Origin of the sequence: Brevundimonas sp. SGAir0440 (assembly GCF_005484585.1) — a bacterium.
Lineage (GTDB): Bacteria > Pseudomonadota > Alphaproteobacteria > Caulobacterales > Caulobacteraceae > Brevundimonas.
Genome location: NZ_CP039435.1, coordinates 2,715,475 through 2,731,516 on the forward strand (window position 1 = coordinate 2,715,475; position 16,042 = coordinate 2,731,516).

General features: G+C 66.5%; 19 protein-coding genes. 10 read left to right on the forward strand and 9 right to left on the reverse strand.

Annotated features, from left to right (window positions below; translation table 11 throughout):
• Positions 1-29: 29 nt before the first annotated feature.
• Together E7T10_RS13335 and E7T10_RS13340 are read left to right on the forward strand one after the other, a co-directional pair.
• Positions 30-347, forward strand: a complete 318-nt coding sequence (locus E7T10_RS13335) for a hypothetical protein (RefSeq protein ID WP_039248149.1) — start codon at positions 30-32, stop codon at positions 345-347.
• 78 nt (positions 348-425) lie between these two features.
• Positions 426-1,412 (forward strand): SDR family oxidoreductase, encoded by a 987-nt coding sequence (locus E7T10_RS13340; RefSeq protein ID WP_137722181.1) that lies wholly within the window; start codon positions 426-428, stop codon positions 1,410-1,412.
• A 41-nt stretch (positions 1,413-1,453) separates the two neighbouring features.
• On the opposite strand, the gene E7T10_RS13345 is transcribed toward E7T10_RS13340, so the two are convergent.
• From E7T10_RS13345 to E7T10_RS13370, 6 genes are all read right to left on the reverse strand, one after another.
• Entirely contained in the window at positions 1,454-1,738 is a 285-nt protein-coding gene (locus E7T10_RS13345) for a GNAT family N-acetyltransferase (RefSeq protein ID WP_137722182.1), read from the reverse strand.
• A gap of 52 nt (positions 1,739-1,790) precedes the next feature.
• Positions 1,791-2,174 (reverse strand): hypothetical protein, encoded by a 384-nt coding sequence (locus tag E7T10_RS13350; RefSeq protein ID WP_137722183.1) that lies wholly within the window; start codon positions 2,172-2,174, stop codon positions 1,791-1,793.
• Between the two features lie 10 nt (positions 2,175-2,184).
• Positions 2,185-2,856, reverse strand: coding sequence for a hypothetical protein (locus E7T10_RS13355; RefSeq protein ID WP_210416108.1), 672 nt, complete (start codon positions 2,854-2,856; stop codon positions 2,185-2,187).
• 264 nt (positions 2,857-3,120) lie between these two features.
• A complete protein-coding gene (folB, locus tag E7T10_RS13360; protein ID WP_371275644.1) occupies positions 3,121-3,519 on the reverse strand; it encodes a dihydroneopterin aldolase in 399 nt (132 codons plus the stop codon).
• Positions 3,520-3,522: 3 nt separating this feature from the next.
• On the reverse strand, positions 3,523-4,284 hold the full coding sequence (locus tag E7T10_RS13365) for an SDR family oxidoreductase (RefSeq protein ID WP_137722184.1): 762 nt from the start codon (positions 4,282-4,284) through the stop codon (positions 3,523-3,525).
• Between the two features lie 267 nt (positions 4,285-4,551).
• Entirely contained in the window at positions 4,552-7,629 is a 3,078-nt protein-coding gene (locus tag E7T10_RS13370) for a carboxypeptidase regulatory-like domain-containing protein (protein ID WP_371275646.1), read from the reverse strand.
• Between the two features lie 244 nt (positions 7,630-7,873).
• On the opposite strand from E7T10_RS13370, the gene E7T10_RS13375 reads away from it, so the two are divergent.
• The 6 genes from E7T10_RS13375 to pgsA are packed head-to-tail and all read left to right on the forward strand — an operon-like array spanning position 7,874 to position 12,965.
• Positions 7,874-8,344 (forward strand): NUDIX domain-containing protein, encoded by a 471-nt coding sequence (locus tag E7T10_RS13375; RefSeq protein ID WP_137722185.1) that lies wholly within the window; start codon positions 7,874-7,876, stop codon positions 8,342-8,344.
• 60 nt (positions 8,345-8,404) lie between these two features.
• Positions 8,405-9,268, forward strand: a complete 864-nt coding sequence (locus E7T10_RS13380; protein ID WP_137722186.1) for an alpha/beta hydrolase — start codon at positions 8,405-8,407, stop codon at positions 9,266-9,268.
• Positions 9,269-9,299: 31 nt separating this feature from the next.
• Positions 9,300-9,746, forward strand: coding sequence for a DMT family transporter (locus E7T10_RS13385; RefSeq protein ID WP_066624324.1), 447 nt, complete (start codon positions 9,300-9,302; stop codon positions 9,744-9,746).
• Positions 9,747-9,762: 16 nt separating this feature from the next.
• Positions 9,763-11,631, forward strand: coding sequence for an excinuclease ABC subunit UvrC (gene uvrC, locus E7T10_RS13390; protein ID WP_137722187.1), 1,869 nt, complete (start codon positions 9,763-9,765; stop codon positions 11,629-11,631).
• Positions 11,632-11,652: 21 nt separating this feature from the next.
• Entirely contained in the window at positions 11,653-12,276 is a 624-nt protein-coding gene (locus E7T10_RS13395) for a carbonic anhydrase (RefSeq protein ID WP_039248134.1), read from the forward strand.
• 44 nt (positions 12,277-12,320) lie between these two features.
• Positions 12,321-12,965: a CDP-diacylglycerol--glycerol-3-phosphate 3-phosphatidyltransferase gene (gene pgsA, locus E7T10_RS13400; RefSeq protein WP_371275650.1), complete on the forward strand. Its 645-nt coding sequence runs from the start codon at positions 12,321-12,323 to the stop codon at positions 12,963-12,965.
• Here the strand turns inward: pgsA and E7T10_RS13405 are convergent.
• The gene (locus tag E7T10_RS13405) at positions 12,962-13,477 is read right to left on the reverse strand and encodes a TIGR02281 family clan AA aspartic protease (protein WP_017505111.1); all 516 of its coding nucleotides are present in this window, start codon (positions 13,475-13,477) and stop codon (positions 12,962-12,964) included. The genes pgsA and E7T10_RS13405 overlap by 4 nt on opposite strands.
• Before the next feature lie 75 nt (positions 13,478-13,552).
• Positions 13,553-13,774: a DUF1289 domain-containing protein gene (locus E7T10_RS13410; RefSeq protein WP_137722189.1), complete on the reverse strand. Its 222-nt coding sequence runs from the start codon at positions 13,772-13,774 to the stop codon at positions 13,553-13,555.
• Between the two features lie 156 nt (positions 13,775-13,930).
• Between E7T10_RS13410 and E7T10_RS15785 the strand changes: the two genes are divergently transcribed.
• Entirely contained in the window at positions 13,931-14,083 is a 153-nt protein-coding gene (locus E7T10_RS15785) for a hypothetical protein (protein ID WP_017505113.1), read from the forward strand.
• Between the two features lie 116 nt (positions 14,084-14,199).
• Entirely contained in the window at positions 14,200-14,997 is a 798-nt protein-coding gene (locus E7T10_RS13415) for a crotonase/enoyl-CoA hydratase family protein (protein ID WP_137722190.1), read from the forward strand.
• A 9-nt stretch (positions 14,998-15,006) separates the two neighbouring features.
• Here E7T10_RS13415 and E7T10_RS13420 read toward each other — a convergent pair whose 3' ends face one another.
• Entirely contained in the window at positions 15,007-16,011 is a 1,005-nt protein-coding gene (locus E7T10_RS13420) for an HlyD family secretion protein (protein ID WP_039248126.1), read from the reverse strand.
• Positions 16,012-16,042 lie beyond the last annotated feature (31 nt).

Below are 16,042 nucleotides of genomic sequence, written 5' to 3' on the forward strand. Positions count from 1 at the left end.
CCCTGACCTTTGCGGGGAGACGTGATTCCATGGCCAAATCCACCGGTTCCGACGCCAAGCCTGACCTGCGGCTCGTCGCGGCCGAGGCCGAGATCTACGACCTGATGAAAGCGCCTGAAACCACCGCCGATCGCGTCAAACGCCTCCAGCTCGAAGCCCATGCCCTGGCGCTGGAAGAGATCGAAGGTCTGGAAAAGCTGTTGCTGGAGGCGGCCGCCAAGGCCAAGGCCATCGCGGACGGCGGCGACGCCTATCCGGTCGGCGCGCGCGAGATCGCCTCGCGCCTTGCCGCCGATCTGCCGACCAAGGCCGAGACCATCAAGACCATCGTCCACCGCGTGGGCTGAAAACCGAAGCGGGGCCGTCGGAACGACCCGCCCGCCCGTCCGCTTTCCTGAAGACCCCATCTTCAGGAGACGACATCCATGGACGACCGGACCCACGCGCGCGCCGAAGACATCGCCGATCAGGAACGCGCCATCCAGCGCGACATCGACGCCAGGGACAAGGCGTCCGGCGATGACAAACCGTCCGGCGCGATGCAGGCCGGCGCCCGCTCCTACCCCGAACCGCCCTTCCCCAAACAGCATCAGACCAAGCCGGGCGACGAGGCAGCTCTGGATCCCGCGCCTCTGTACGACGCCCCCTTCTGGAAGGGATCGGGCAAGCTGGACGGGTTCGCCGCCCTGATCACCGGCGCGGATTCCGGCATCGGCCGTTCGGTCGCCGTCCTGTTCGCGCGCGAGGGCTGCGACGTCGTCATCTGCCATCTGGACGAAGACGCCGACGCCGAAACCACCAAGGCCGCTGTCGAGGCCGAGGGTCGCCGCGCCGTGGTGCTGAAGGGCGATGTTTCGGACCCCGCTTTCGCCGAGATGGCGGTCAAGGCCACGCTCGACGCCTTCGGCCGGCTGGACGTCCTGGTCCCGAACGCCGCCTTCCAGGAGCACGTCCCCGCCTTCGAGGACCTGACGTACGAGCATTTCGACCGCACGCTGAAAACCAACCTCTACGGCTATTTCAACATGACCAAGGCGGCGGTCCCGCACATGAAGGCCGGCGGCGCCATCGTCATGACCGGCTCGGTCACTGGTCTGATGGGCAACAAGGATCTGCTCGACTATTCGCTGACCAAGGGCGGCATCCACGCCTACGCCCGTTCGCTGGGCACGCATCTGGCGCCGCGCGGCATTCGCGTGAACGTCGTCGCGCCCGGCCCGGTCTGGACCCCGCTGAACCCCGCCGACAAGGATGCCGAGGCGACCTCGAAGTTCGGCGCCGACACGGTGATGAAACGCCCGGCCCAGCCCGAAGAGATCGCGCCCGCCTACGTCTTCTTGGCCTCGCCTCAGATGTCCAGCTTCATCACCGGTGAGATTCTTCCGATCATCGGCGGCTACGCCGGCGGTTGAACCGAAACCGCCGCCCTGCGATCACAGGGCGGCGGCATCGCCTAGGCCAGCACGTCGTCGTAATCCGGATGCCGCTTGTGCCAGGCGACGGCATAGCTGCAACGGGGGAATAGCTTCAGCCCCGTCTGGCGCGCATGATCGGCCAGGGACTGCATGAACCGCCCCGCCGCGCCTGATCCGCGCAGCGACGGCTCGGCTTCGACATGCAGGATGATCCGCGCATCGCCCTTGACGGCATAGTCGGCCCAGACCCGGCCCGCGCCCTTGTCGTCGTCGAACGCCTGTTCGAACCGGTTGTCGCCTTCGACGTCCTTGAACTGTCCCATCGGGTTCTCCTTTGACGGATCAACAGCCAAGGCCGTCGGGACGTTCCGAGTTTCAGATCGGCTTGTCGTTCAGCAGGCTTAGCAGGCCGATCACGCTCTTGACCGTGAACCAGACGCTCAGCAGGAACCAGACCAGCAGGAACAGCAGCAGGAACGGAATGCCGATCAGCACGACCGACGCCAGGGCGCTGACGAAGATCCCGACCCAGGCCGCGATGGTCCACCAGAAGACTGACCAGAACAGCCGGATCTGCGCCTCGATATGCTGGCGCGCCACGCCCGTCGCCGTCCCGCGCGTGACATAGGACACCACCAGCCCGATCAGAACCAGCACATTGGCGCTGGGGATCGACAGGATGAACAGGGCCCAGGCGATCAGCGCTCCGACCTTGCCCTCCGAAGGCTGCCCGGCGATGAAATTGGGTTCGTTCGTCATCTTCGATCTTTCAGAACAGCAGGCTGCGGGGGTGAGGAACGGCCTGCCCGCTCTTCAGTTTCAGCACCCCGAACGCGCCGCGCGCCAGAACCCAGATCGCCAGGGCGAACAGCACCAGCACGCCGATGTTGACCACGATCAGAAGAGCCCCGACGACCGCCGCCCCGACCGCGCCCACGATGGTGCGCTGCTGATAGAGGGCGTGGCTGTGCTCCAGCGGATCCGTCGACCCATCACGCCGCATCACCGCCAGCAGGGCCACCAGGCACGACACGCCCAGAGTCGGCACCGCCAGCAGGATCAGCACATAGACCGCATACAGCCGCATCGGCACGACCGGTCCTTCACGACCCGAATCCTGAAGTTTGGGGGCGGTCTCTGCCGTCAGACGCTGGCGCACCGCGCGCACGGCCGGCGCCGACTCGGCCTCGACGGGCTTCGGCTCGGACCGGGGCGGAAACGGCGCCGTCGGCCGGGTCGTCGGGCCAGACCGGTCGAAGGGCCCGGGCTCGGGTGGGTCGAAGAGGTCCGGTTCACGCTCGTCTGTGGGAAACGGCTCCGGTTGCCGCTCGCGCGCACGGCCCGCCAGCGACGCGGGCGAGACAAAGCCGACCTCGGCGTCATGATCGTGGTCGTGATCGCGGGGCGCTGCTGGGTCTTTCGGATCGCCGGGTTCGGCCATGAACAACGCTTCTGTCACGCCGGACGCCCGGCTGGAATCTGCCGACGACAATGGCGGTCGGGCCGTTCGGACGCAACCTAGCTTTCGTCATCCTCCGGACCGCGAAGCGGAACCGGGGGACCCAGCGGCGCGCGAGAGCGCGAACCTGTCGCGGATACTCTGCTCGAAGCATTTGTCCAGCGGACCCATCGCCTTCGGCGCCGCTGGGTCCCCCGGTCTGCGCCGCAAGCGGCTTGCCGGAGGATGACGAAAGAGCGGAAACCCTTACCGTCCCAGTACGATCTCGCAGCCCGGCGCCGCGACCGCCGCCAGGGCGCCCGGCTTTTCGATCCGCACCGTGGCCCGCTGCACGCGGCCGTCCTCCAGGCACGCCCGCGCCAGCCGTTCGGCGAAGGTCTCGACCAGCCCCACATGCCCCTCGGCGGCGATGGCGCGCGCGGCGTCGGCCACGGTCTCATAGTTGATGGTGTCGCCCAGCCGTTCGATCGGACGCGGCGCCAGCTCCAGCGTCACATCGATCACCAGCCGCTGCAGCCGCCCCTGCTCGTGGTCATAGACCCCGATCCCGGCCTCGACCTCCAGCCCGCGCACGAACACGCTCAGCCGCTCGAAACGCAGCGCATCGTCCGCCGCAACCGGCGTCGCCAGAGGAGAGGAAACCACGCGCTACTCCTGGATGTCGGGGGTGCGCCAGGCCAGATGCTGGCCCCCGTCGACGGCGATCATCTGGCCCGTGACCATCCGGGCGTCAATCAGCCACAGCACCGCCTCGGCCACCGCCTCGGGGCTGCCGGGCGTTTCCAGCAGGGTGGCGCGCGCCTCGGCGGCGAACTCTTCGGGCGTCTGGTGGATGGACGGCAGGGTCGGCCCCGGCCCCACCCCATTGACCCGGATGCCCGGCGCCAGCGCCTGGGCCAGCGTCTGGGTCGCCCACCACAGGCCGTTGCGCGACAGGCTGTAGGAGAAGAAGCGCGGATCCGGCTTCAGCACCTTCTGGTCCAGCAGATTGACGATGGCGCCCTCGACAGCCTGGGCGGCGAACGCCTCGGCCAACACGATCGGCGCCCTCAGATTGGTCTCGATATGCAGGTCCCAGCTGTCGCGCGTCAGTTCGCCGATCCGGTCGTCCTCGAACACCGAGGCGTTGTTGACCAGCACGCTGACCGGCCCCAGCGCCTCGACCGCCGCAGGGATCAGCGCCCGCACCCTGGCCTCGTCCGTCAGGTCCGCCTGCAACAGGCACGCGCGCCGCCCCAGACCCGCGATCTCGTCGGCCAAAGTCCGGGCGTCGTCGCCCGACGCATGATGATGGATCGCCACGTCGAAACCGGCCTGGGCCAGCTTCAGACAGATGGCCCGCCCGATCCGCCGCGCCCCGCCCGTGACCAGGGCGACGCCCCGCTCAGAGCGAGCAGCCGCCTCAGTCAACCCGACCGAACTCGAACACGTTGAACGCCGCCAGAACGGCGATGAAGCCGAAGATGATGCCGAGAGCCAGCATGGAATGCTCCTGTTGTGGGTCCTGGCTTAGAGCGGGATGGGGCGGGGTTCAAGCGGGTCGACGGGCAGACGCGATCTTCGTGGCAACGCGCGACGCAAAAGAAAAGGCGGCCGGAACGCTTCCGGCCGCCGCAGGTGAGGTTTGAAGTCAGGCCGGGCGTCGACGGCAAGCCGCGACGCCCGCTCCGACATCCATCAGAAGGTGTAGCGAACACCCAGATAGGCACGACGCGGTTGAACCCACGCATTGGCTTCACCGAAGGCGTACTGACCGCTGCCCGCGACCAGCTTCTGCTCGGCGGTGGCGGCCTGGTTGTCCAGGATGTTGAAGATGTCCAGGAACAGTTCGGCGTTTCCGATCGGCAGCGGCCGCTGATAACGGAAGCGCATGTCGAAGGTGTAATACGACGGACCCGTCGCCGAACCGACGTTGTTCGGCAGCACGAAGGTGTCCTGCACACCGCCCGACGTCGAGCCGTTGTCCATCAGCGGCAGATAGCGACCGCTGATCAACTGCGCCGGCGTATAGAGCGCGCCGCTGTTCCAGTTGAAGACGCCCGACACCTGAAGACCGAAGTTAAAGTCGTACGAGGCATACGCCTTGAACTGGTGTTCGATGTTGCCGGGTTGCGGTCCGTACATATTGGGCGCGCGGGGGTCGAGCGCGATCCAGTCGCCCTGGAAGTCGGCGTTGGAGTCGGAGTTCGAATTCCCTTCGGCTTTGTTGTACGTGTAGGACGCCTGCCCCTGCCAGTTGTCGGTCTTGAACTTGGTGACCGTGACTTCGAAGCCGGTGTAGTTGCGCTCTCCGCCCGGCAGCGTGCCGATGACGTAGTTCGAGTTCGGCTTGGACGCGTAGCCGAAGTACGAATACGGCAGATAGTAGAACGATCCCGGATAGGCGTAACCGAAGGGCGCAGTGGCGGCCGTCAGCGTCGGGTCGGAATACAGCGTCAGATCGAAGTCTTCCAGAATGTCGCGCGTCTCACGACGCGTGACCGTCGCGGTCAGGCCAACGCTGGAGCCCAAGGTGGTCGATGCGCCCAGCATGAACTCATCGGTGTAAGGCGTCTTGGTCGCTGGCGAGAACAGGGCGTCCGGCGTGGTCGCGCCGCCACGGGTGCGGAAGGTGACCCAGGTGCCGTTGATGTTGATCTGCTCTTCATCGACCGGACCGGTCAGGGCGCCTGCGAAGTCCGACATGTTGTTACGGATGGGATCGTAATAGCGGCCCGCGAAACCGAACACCTTCGAACGACCGTCTCCGAGCACGTCATAGACGACACTCAGACGCGGCGCATATTCCCAGTCGAAGGTCGCCGTCTTGGAGCCGTCGGAGGCGAAATGCTCCCACTTCTCGGCCCGAACGCCAGCATTGACGGTCAGTTGGTTGAGGGTCCAGGTGTCCTGCAGATACAGGCTCTGACCTTCGCTCTTGACGGAATACGGCGCGCTGATGGTGCGCAGGGCCCGATAGACGTTGACGTTGCCGTAGGGCGCGCCGGCCGTATTGGTGAAGCGATAGGCGTTCAACTCAGCCTGGGTGACAGTGCCGTCCAGGTTGGTATCGACCGCCGCACGCGCCGTGGCGTTCCCCTGAATGGCGGCCAGAACCCGCGCATTGTCGGCCTGCACGATCGCACGACCAGTCCATGCGTTCGCGCCGCTGGCTGTCGTGTAATCGAGATAGGTCGTGCCAGAATAGATCGGGGCCAGCGACTGATAGGTCACGCCGCCTGGGACGGTACTGTCTTCCTCATACACGTTCTCGGTGTTGATATAGCCGCCTTTGAAGGTGTGGCTGCCAAAAGCGGTGTCGAGATAGTATTCGAAGTTCAGGCCGAACTCGTCGCGGTTGCGATGCGTCTCCACGTTCTGCCCCACGCCGCCAAGCTGGCGCTGAGCCAAGGTCGATCCGGCCGCGTTCCGGAAGGTGACCGTGTCGGCGACGGACTGGTCCGCTGCTGTCGTCGTAACCTCGCCTTCGTGACGGAACCAGTAGGCGCCCAGTTGTAGGTCGCCCCACGTCCGGCCGTATTCTACCTTATAGTTCTTGCCGCCCTGCTCCTGTGCCCGATCCCGGTTATTCAGGGTGGCGGACGAGTTGGAGCCGCTGATGCTGGTCGGATCATCGAAATAGCTGGCCGTCAGACGGTCGTCGTCCGTGATCTGCCAGGTCAGCTTGCCGAAGGTGTATTCGCCGTCATTGGTGACGGTGCGCAGCACATTGCCGCTGTTGACGTCCAGAACCTCATCTTCACGGTGCTTCTTCTGGTACGAACCATAGAACCACAGACGATCGCGGATGATCGGCCCGCCCAGGGTCGCGGCTGTGTCATAGGTAGAGAAACCGCCCGAAGTGGTATGCTCGTCCTTGGCCACCAATCCATCGTTCTGGAAGTAGTAGTTTAGCGAACCGTGGAACTCGTTGCCGCCGGACTTGGTGACGACGCGCGAGATCAGACCGGACCCACCAGCATATTCGGCGGGCACGCCGCTGACGATGACCTGTTGTTCCTGAATGATTTCCGAGTTGAAGTTGGTTCCGAACGTCCCGGTCGACGGGTCGGTCACGTCGACGCCGTCCAGATAGTAGACGTTATCGGTCGAAGTGCCGGTCGCACCGCCGATGTCCGAATAGTTGATGCCGGAGCGCGAGGACGGGTTGCCGCCGCTTGAGGGCTTAACGCCGGGAACCAGTTGCAGATAGCTTTGATAGCTGCGCCCCGTCGGCAGCGACTCGACCACGCCGAGGGTCAACGTCGTTCCAACCGTCGCAGAGGTGACGTCCACCGAGGCCAGCGACGTGCCGGTCACGACGATATCGCCCAGGGTCGAGACGTCGCCCCCTTTAAGGACATAACCGAGAGAGCGCTCTTGACCGCTGACAACGGCGACATTGTTCGCAGTGAAGGCATCATAGCCCGGCGCGACGACATTGACGGAGTAGTTGATTGCAGGATCCAGGCCCGAAAGGCGCACGAAACCGGCAGAGTCCGTCACTCCGCTTCGCGTCACCAAACTGACGGAAGAATTAACGGTCACCGTTGCGCCAGCCACGGGCTGACCACCCGCCTGGATGGAAATGCGAAGCGCGCCCGTCTGAGACTGCGCGTGCGCCACGCTTGGCAGGGCGACCAGCGACATGACGGGAATCGCGGCCAGCAAGGCGCCGCCTACGACGGTGCTGGCCAAAAGGCGTTGACGGATACTGCGACTATTCAAAACGAACCCCTCCTTGAAAAGAGCCCGACGACCGATCGACATCCCCATGCCGATGGCCCCCGGCGCACACCCAGGGCGGGTGTGTGAAAGGGAGCCTAAGCAGACGCGCCGTATTCGCCACGATTATTACAACGCCGTCATAAAACAGCGTCACGCCGTGCCAATATTGCCACGCATAAGACACACTTCGGATTGCGACGTTATAACAGATCGATTTTATGAGGTCGTTTGAGACCCCAGATGGATACGCTAGTGCTCAAACACGTCGAATTTCCACAGTGTTGACCCACCAATGACCTGGCGCATTCACGTCGAACCCTTCACCCGCCCCCTCTTCTTCGCCTGGTCGCGGATGACGCGGGGCAAGACGTTGGGCGTGCGGGCGGTGGCGGTGGATGCGCGCGGGCGGGTGCTGATGGTGCGGCACACCTATCTCAAGGGCTGGTGGCTGCCGGGCGGCGGGGTGGATCGGGGCGAAACCACGCACGCCGCCGTGGTGCGCGAACTGCGTGAAGAGGCCGGTCTGGTCACGCGCGGGGCGCCGCGCCTGATCTCGATCCATTCAAACGAGCGCTTCTTTCCCGGCGATCACGTCGCCGTCTTCCGCATCGACGCCTTCGATGTAGGCGAGCGCACCAGTCACGGCGAGATCGCCGAGATCGGCTGGTTCTCGCCCTCCGCCCTGCCCGACGACGTGAACCGTGGCTGTCGCGCGCGTTTGGCCGAAATCTTCGACGGCGCCCCGATCGATCCGGATTGGTGAGACGGAAACCACCCGTGGCTGCGTTTTAGAATGGTCAAGCCTGTTCGGAAGGATCGCACTATGCCTCTCTCGCGTCGCCTGGCCCTTATCGGCCTGGCCGTCAGCGCCACCCTTCCCGCCCACGCCCTCGCCCAGACCCGCAGCGATCGTCGACAGCGTCGCATGGCGCCCACCGGACCGGCTGTCGCGCCCGCCCACACCTTCACCTTCGGTCCCGACCCGCTTCAGGCCTATGACCTCTATGCGGACAGAGGGACGGGACCGATCCTGATGTTCGTCCACGGCGGCGGCTGGTCACGGGGCGAACGGACCAATGTCGCCGCCCTGCCTGACTATGCTCAGCGCCACGGCTTTACTCTGGCCTCGACCAGCTATCGGCTGGCGCCCGCCGTCAGCGCGCGCGAGTCGGCCTTGGATGTCGCCGCCGCCGTCGCCGATCTGAAGCGCCGCCTGCCCGGACGGCCGATCTATCTGCTGGGCCATTCGGCCGGGGCCCATCTGGCCGCGCTGATCGGAATCGATCCCGAATACCTCGGCGCAGTTGGGGCGAAGCCGTCGGATCTGGCGGGGGTGATCCTGCTGGACGGGGCCGGCTATGACGCCACGGCGCCACGCGGGACCGGCCCGGTCGACCAGTGGCTGGGCCGAACCTATGATCAGGCCTTCGGCGATCAGGCCGCCGCCTTGTCGCCTACTCTGCTTATCCGCCCCGGCGTAACCTACCCGCCCTTCCTCATCTTCCACGTCGCCCGGCGGCAGGATTCAACGACCCAGAGTCGCGGCCTGGCTGAGGCTCTGATCCGGGTCGGCGGCCGCGCAGAGGTCGTCGCCGCACCGGACGACAGCCACATGACCATCAAACGCGACTTCGGCGTCGCCGGCGATCCCGAAGGCGAACGCGCCGCCCGCTTCATCCGGGGGTAACAATCGGCGAGCGCCATGCTAGCCAAGGGCCATGAACCCGTCCCTGCTCGCCATTCTCGTCGTCATCCTGGCCGGCGGCGCCACCGCGCTTCAGGCGCCGACCAACGCCAAGCTGGCGACCGCCGTGGCCTCGCCGGTCAACGCGGCCTTCATCTCGTTTGCGGTCGGCACGACGGTGCTGGGGATATTGGCGGCCATCCTGCACACCCGGCCGGACATGGCCGCGACGCGGGCGCTGCCCTGGTACGCCTGGCTGGGCGGGGCCTACGGCGCCTGTTTCGTGGTCGCGGCCGCTTGGGGCGTGCCGCGCCTGGGCGTGGCCATGACCATCACCCTGATGGTCGGGGGCCAGTTGCTGCTCAGCCTGGCGCTGGATCATTTCGGGGCGCTGGGCGTGCCGCGCCAGCCGCTGAACATCGGCCGCGTCGCCGGGGTGGGGCTTGTTCTGGCCGGCGTCCTTCTGGTCCGGCGCTCTTGACCCTATATCGGGCGCGATGACCGAGGAGACGCCTGATTCCCAACTGAAAGCCGCCGCCCTGATCGCCGACGAGGCGCGCCGGGCGCCGGATAAGCCGGGCGTCTATCGCATGTATGGCGAGGATGGGTCGTGCCTGTACGTCGGCAAGGCCAAGTCGCTGAAGAAGCGCATCATCCAGTATGCGCAGGGGCGTTTTCACACCCAGCGCATCGGCCTGATGGTGTCGCAGACCCGGTCGATGGAGCTGGTGGTCACCGCCACCGAGACCGAAGCCCTGCTGCTGGAATCCAACTTCATCAAGAAGCTGAAGCCCCGCTTCAACGTGGTGCTGCGCGACGACAAGTCCTTCGCCGAACTGATGATCCGCCGCGACCACCGCGCGCCCCAGGTCAGAAAGCATCGCGGCGCCCACACGACGCCCGGCGACTATTTCGGCCCCTTCGCCTCGACCTGGGCGGTCAACCGCACGCTGAACACCCTGCAGAAGGCCTTCCTGCTGCGCTCCTGTTCCGACAGCGTCTATGAGACCCGCACCCGCCCCTGCATGCTGCACCAGATCAAGCGCTGTTCGGCGCCGTGCACCGGCCTGATCAGCCTTGAGGACTACGGCGAACTGGTCACCGAGGCCGAACAGTTCCTGCGCGGCAAGTCCCGCGCCGTCATCGGCCGCCTGTCCAAGGAGATGCAGGCGGCGTCCGACGAGATGGACTTCGAACAGGCCGCCCGCGTGCGCGACCGCATCCGCGCCCTGTCGGCCATATCGATGGAGAACTCGGTCAGCGCCGACAGCGTAGCCGAAGGCGACGTCTTCGCCCTGCATTCCGACGGGGGCCAGGCCTGCGTCCAGGTCTTCTTCTATCGCGCCGGCCAGAACTGGGGCGGCCGCGCCTATTTCCCGCGCGTGGACAAGACCGACACCGATCCCGAGATCCTGGCCGCCTTCCTGGGCCAGTTCTACGAGGACAAGCCGATCCCGCGCCTGATCCTGTCCAACGTGCGCCCGCACGAGCTGGAACTGCTGGAAGAGGCCTTCTCGATGAAGGCGGATCGCAAGGTCGAGATCGTCCGCCCGATGCGCGGCGAGAAGCTGGCGCTGGTCGACCACGCCCTGACCAATGCGCGCGAGGCCCTGGGCCGTCGCCTGGCCGAAAGCTCGGCGCAGGGCAAGATCCTGGACGAGGTGTGCGAGGCCTTCGGGCTGGAGAGCCGCCCCGAACGGATCGAAATCTACGACAACGCCCACATTCAAGGAACGAACGCGGTGGGCGGCATGGTCGTCGCCGGCCCCGAAGGCTTCCAGAAGTCGCAGTATCGCAAGTTCAACATCCGGGGCGAGGATCTGACGCCCGGCGACGACTACGGCATGATGCGCGAGGTGATGCGTCGTCGCTTCTCACGCCTGGTCAAGGACGAGGAAGAGGGCGAAGACGTCGTCCGCCCCGACCTGCTGCTGATCGACGGCGGCGCGGGACAGTTGGCCGAGGTGCTGGCGGTCATGGCCGACCTGGGCGGACTGGATGACATCACCGTCGTCGGCGTGGCCAAGGGGCCCGATCGCGACGCCGGCATGGAGAAGTTCTTCATGCCCGGCAAGGCGCCCTTCATGCTGCCGCTGAAGTCGCCAGCCCTTTACTACCTACAGCGGCTGCGCGACGAGGCCCACCGCTTCGCCAACGGCGCCCACGCCAAGCGCCGCTCTATGGACATCAAGAAGAATCCGCTGGACGAGATTGAAGGCGTCGGCCCCGGCCGCAAGAAGGCCCTGCTGCACGCCTTCGGCTCGGCCAAGGGCGTCAGCCGCGCCTCCCTGGCCGATTTGGTCAAGGTTGACGGCATCAATCAGCCCCTCGCCGAACGCATCCACGCCTTCTTCCGTAAAAGCTGAGCCGGAGCTAAGACACCGACCATGAGCGACATCGAAGACGAACTGACCGCCGGCTATCGCCGCTTCCGCGCCGAGCACTGGCCGACGGCCCGCGCCGAGTACGAAACCCTGGCGACCAAGGGCCAGAAGCCGCACACCCTGATCGTGGCCTGTTCCGACAGCCGCGCCGATCCGGCCCTGATCTTCGACGCCAAGCCGGGCGAACTGTTCGTCGTGCGCAACGTCGCCAACCTGGTCCCGCCCTATGAGCCGGACGGCAAGCTGCACGGCGTGTCGGCGGCGCTGGAGTTCGGGGTCAAGGTGCTGGGCGTCAAGCGGATCGTGGTCATGGGCCACGCCCACTGCGGCGGGGTCAACGCCATGATCAACGGCGCCCCTGAAATCGTCGCCGACTTCGTCGCCCCCTGGATCGCGCAAGGGACGCCCGTCGTCCAGCATGTCGCCGAAACCGTCGCCCCCGACCAACTGGAGCGCGCGGCCGAAGAAGCCATCGTGCGGCTGTCAATCCGGAACTTGCGCACCTTCCCCTGGATCGCCGAGCGCGAAGCCAAGGGCGAACTTCAGCTCAGCGGCCTGCACTTCGGCATCGCCGAGGGCGCGCTGACGGCCCTGACCGACAAGCCCCGGTTCGAACCGTTGGATTGAGCGGCGAACCGTGCCACACCCGGCGCGTTGCAACGGACATGACGATGACCTCCGCCCACCGCGCCAACCCCATCCCCAACATCCTGACCGGGCTGCGTCTGGCGGCCGGTGTGGTGATGTTCGCCATGATGGCCGGGGCCGCCCCCGGGGCTCTGGAGGCCTGGCTGTCGCCGGAAACGCAAGGGAAGTTCAGCGTCTGGGCGTTCTGGATCTTCGTCATCGCCGCCTCGACCGACTGGGTCGACGGCTATCTGGCCCGGCGCTGGAACGCGACCACGCGCTGGGGCGCCATTCTGGATCCCATCGCCGACAAGGTGTTGGTGACCGGGGCCATCCTGGGCGTCCTTGCCTCGGGATCCCTGCCCGGCATCGCCCTGCCCTGCGGCCTGATCCTGTTCCGCGAATTCGCCGTCTCCGCCCTGCGCGAGACGATGGCCGGCCGCATCGAACTGCCCGTCACCCTGGCCGCCAAATGGAAGACCACGGTGCAGATGGTGGCGCTCGCCGCGCTTCAGCTGACCCTGCTGTGGGGCGCCCTGGGCCTGCAGAACGACGACGGATCGCCGCTGGCCTGGCAGCCGGCGTTCGAATCCTTCGCCATCTTCCTGATCTGGTTCGCCGCCATCATCACCCTGTGGACCGGCTGGCAGTATTTCAGCGAAGCCCGTCGCCAGATGCGCGACCTTTAGGGCCGCAGCGTCAGCCCGGCCGGCGTGGCGGAAAAGGCGGAAAGCCGGCCCAGATAGCTCATGCCCAGCAGGGAGTATTCCAGCCCCTGCTCCACCACCAGGGCCTCGACCCGGTCCACCCGCGCGCCCGCGACCGAGATCGTCTTCAGCTGGACCGGCGCCGCGCGCACGACGCCCGATGCGGTCTGGACCTTGCCGGTGAACGCTTCGGGCTCGGGATCGACGCCCAACCGCAGGGCGTCGGCGCGCGTCAGGGCGACCACGCTGGCGCCGGTGTCCACCAGCACCCGCACCGCCTTGCCGTCGATATTGGCCTCGGCCCAGTAGTGGCCGTCCGCGCCCTTGACCACCTGGGCGTCGGTTCCGGAGGCGCCCACCGCCGCCTCGACCACGGGCGTCGCCGCCTGGGCCATGCCGTCGCCTTCCAGATGGCGGATCGTCAGCGCCGTGCCGAACGACGCCATGAGCGCGAAGCCGAGGACCACGACAGACTGGGTATCGATGCGAACCATGCCTCTGTCCTAAAGGCGCGGCGTTGGGATGGGGTGAAACGACGTGGCTGACGAAAGCTTAAGCCGCGAACCGCGCTAGCCCAGCTTGACCGGATCGATCTGACTGCGGCGCGACGGCAGGTCGGCCATGACCGCCGCGCGCTCGGCGTCGCTCAGCGCCCGCCAGCCGGCGATCTCCTTCAGCGTGCGAAAACAGCCCAGACACAGGCCGCTCTCGCCATCGACCGCGCACACCATGACGCAGGGCGTGGCGATGGCCTTGGGCGGTCCGGGCCGGCTCGGGGTCGTCGCGCTCATTGTGACACAGTGGCGAAAATCACTCCGACTCCTGACGAATAAAGTTGCAAATTCACGAAACTGTCTTATATTGGCTGATGACGCGAAACGACTGACGGTGGAATCCCATTGGTACGACGCGTCTCTTTTCATCGTTCTGCGAAAGGAGACGCCAAGATGAACGATAAGGAGCGTAACCTCCAACACGCCATGATGTCCTTCGCCCTTTGGGGCGGGATGCTGGTCAACAGTCGGCATATGCCGTCGAACTCGGGCCGGGTGGTCAGCCATCCGTCCAACTTCGTACCCTACACGATCAAGAAACGTTGACGGCCCGCTCGGCCCTCAGCCTGAAGAAGCCCCGGTCCCGCCGGGGCTTTTGCAATTCCGGGCTTGCCTGACGCGGCGTTGGCGGTCGATGACGGACGTGAAAACGGAGACGATGCATGGGCCTGATCACCGAAGAGAAGCGGGGCGCGATCCTGATCTGGACGCTGGATCGCGAGGCGCGGCTGAACGCCCTGCCCGATCTGGGGGACGGCGACGAGGTCGCGGCGGCGTGCGAGCGGGTCAATGCTGATCCGTCGATCCGCTGCGTGGTCCTGACCGGCGCCGGGCGGGCGTTCTCGGCCGGCGGCGATCTGACGGCGATGCGGGACGGGCGCGACCTGTTCGAGGGCTCGGGCGCCGCCATCCGCGAACGCTATCGCCGCGTCGTCCACCGGATCGTGCGGTCTCTGTATGGGCTGGAGGTTCCGCTGATCGCCGCCGTCAACGGGCCGGCGATGGGGCTGGGCTGCGATATCGCGGGGCTCGGGGACATCCGCATCGCGTCTGAGCGCGCCAGCTTCGGCGTGCCTTTCCTGAAGCTGGGCATCATTCCAGGCGACGGCGGGTCCTGGCTGCTGCCGCGCAACATCGGTTACGCCCGCGCCGCCGAGCTGCTGTTCACGGCCCGCTCCATCGATGCCGCGACGGCGGCCGAATGGGGGCTGGTCAACCGCGTGGTCGCGCATGAGGACCTCATGACCGAGGCCCTGGCTGTCGCCGCCCAGGTCGCGGCCCAGCCGCCCCAGGCCCTGCGCATGGCCAAGACCCTGCTGCGTCAGGGTCGCGACACCACCTTCGACCAGATGCTGGAGATGTCGGCGGCGATGCAGGCGCTGGCCCACCTGACCGAGGACCATCAGGAAGGCGTCGCCGCCGTGCTGGAAAAGCGGCCGGGCGACTTCACCGGCCGCTGATCCGCCGTCCTATTTCGTCTTCATGGCCTCGCTGGGCCCGACGCCGGCGGCGACCGCGCGTTTGGCCCCGGCGGTCTCGCCCGGCTTCATGAACTTGACCAGCACCCGCTGTCCGATCAGCAGGGGCGCATCGCCGGCCGAGGCGACCACTTCCACCACCCGCTCGTCGCTGCGCTGCGAGGGGTCGTCAGAGGCCAGTTTGCGCGCGCCGAACACGGCGGCCCGACGCATGACGGCGCCGATATAGACCTTGCTGGCGTCGCCCTCAGGGCTGATCTCGACGGCCTGGCCGTCGGTCAGGTTCGGCAGGTCGCTCTCGACCACCTCGGCGCGGACGATGCGCGGCGCGTCGGGTTCCAGATCGAACATATTAGAGACGTTCAGGGTCGAGGCGCCGGCGCCGGGGTTGGCGTAACGGCGCACGATCCGGCCGTTGGTCGGGGCGCGGATGACCGTCAGTTCCTGATTGTAGCGGGCCTGATCCAGCTGAGCGCGCGCGGTCTGGACGGCGGCGACCTGCGACCCCAGGCGGGCCTGGGCGGTGGCGATGGCGTCTTGGGCCTGGTCCATGCGCTGGGCGGCGACGAAGTTGGTGGCGACGAGGCGTTGCAGACGCTCCTGCTCGCGCTGGGCGGTGCGGATGTCCACGCGGATCTGGGCCAGTTGGCTTTCGGCCTGGCTGACGGCGGCGGCGGCGGCCTGAACCGCCAGACGCGCCTCGTCGTCTTCCTGACGGGCCAGGATCTGACCGGCGACGACGCGATCGCCTTCCTGAACCAGAACATCACGGACGATGCCGCCGCGACGCGCCGCGATCTGGATGATGCCGCCCTCGACGTCGACCTTGCCGTTGGCGATGGCGGCATAGGGGCTGTCGACCTTGGTCGCCGCCGCCTTCTCCTGCTCGGCCTTCTTGGTCTTGGCGGCGGACTGGAACAGCATGAAGCCGACCGCCAGCACGATCACCAGCAGCAGGCCGATCCAGGTGCGTTTTTTCTTCAGAAAGCCGGGCATTGGCGTGTCGTCCTAAGGGAAATCGTCGTGT

Bases quoted from the DNA above. Each gene is read 5' to 3' on its own strand.
- E7T10_RS13380 (WP_137722186.1), top strand. From the start codon at position 8,405: ATGCCTCTCTCGCGTCGCCTGGCCCTTATCGGCCTGGCCGTCAGCGCC.
- E7T10_RS13415 (WP_137722190.1), top strand. From the start codon at position 14,200: ATGGGCCTGATCACCGAAGAGAAGCGGGGCGCGATCCTGATCTGGACG.
- E7T10_RS13370 (WP_371275646.1), bottom strand. From the start codon at position 7,629: ATGGGGATGTCGATCGGTCGTCGGGCTCTTTTCAAGGAGGGGTTCGTT.
- E7T10_RS13420 (WP_039248126.1), bottom strand. From the start codon at position 16,011: ATGCCCGGCTTTCTGAAGAAAAAACGCACCTGGATCGGCCTGCTGCTG.
- E7T10_RS13410 (WP_137722189.1), bottom strand. From the start codon at position 13,774: ATGAGCGCGACGACCCCGAGCCGGCCCGGACCGCCCAAGGCCATCGCC.
- pgsA (WP_371275650.1), top strand. From the start codon at position 12,321: ATGACCTCCGCCCACCGCGCCAACCCCATCCCCAACATCCTGACCGGG.
- E7T10_RS13375 (WP_137722185.1), top strand. From the start codon at position 7,874: ATGACCTGGCGCATTCACGTCGAACCCTTCACCCGCCCCCTCTTCTTC.
- E7T10_RS13335 (WP_039248149.1), top strand. From the start codon at position 30: ATGGCCAAATCCACCGGTTCCGACGCCAAGCCTGACCTGCGGCTCGTC.
- E7T10_RS13350 (WP_137722183.1), bottom strand. From the start codon at position 2,174: ATGACGAACGAACCCAATTTCATCGCCGGGCAGCCTTCGGAGGGCAAG.
- E7T10_RS13340 (WP_137722181.1), top strand. From the start codon at position 426: ATGGACGACCGGACCCACGCGCGCGCCGAAGACATCGCCGATCAGGAA.
- E7T10_RS13355 (WP_210416108.1), bottom strand. From the start codon at position 2,856: ATGGCCGAACCCGGCGATCCGAAAGACCCAGCAGCGCCCCGCGATCAC.
- E7T10_RS13345 (WP_137722182.1), bottom strand. From the start codon at position 1,738: ATGGGACAGTTCAAGGACGTCGAAGGCGACAACCGGTTCGAACAGGCG.
- E7T10_RS13385 (WP_066624324.1), top strand. From the start codon at position 9,300: ATGAACCCGTCCCTGCTCGCCATTCTCGTCGTCATCCTGGCCGGCGGC.
- E7T10_RS15785 (WP_017505113.1), top strand. From the start codon at position 13,931: ATGAACGATAAGGAGCGTAACCTCCAACACGCCATGATGTCCTTCGCC.
- E7T10_RS13395 (WP_039248134.1), top strand. From the start codon at position 11,653: ATGAGCGACATCGAAGACGAACTGACCGCCGGCTATCGCCGCTTCCGC.
- uvrC (WP_137722187.1), top strand. From the start codon at position 9,763: ATGACCGAGGAGACGCCTGATTCCCAACTGAAAGCCGCCGCCCTGATC.
- E7T10_RS13405 (WP_017505111.1), bottom strand. From the start codon at position 13,477: ATGGTTCGCATCGATACCCAGTCTGTCGTGGTCCTCGGCTTCGCGCTC.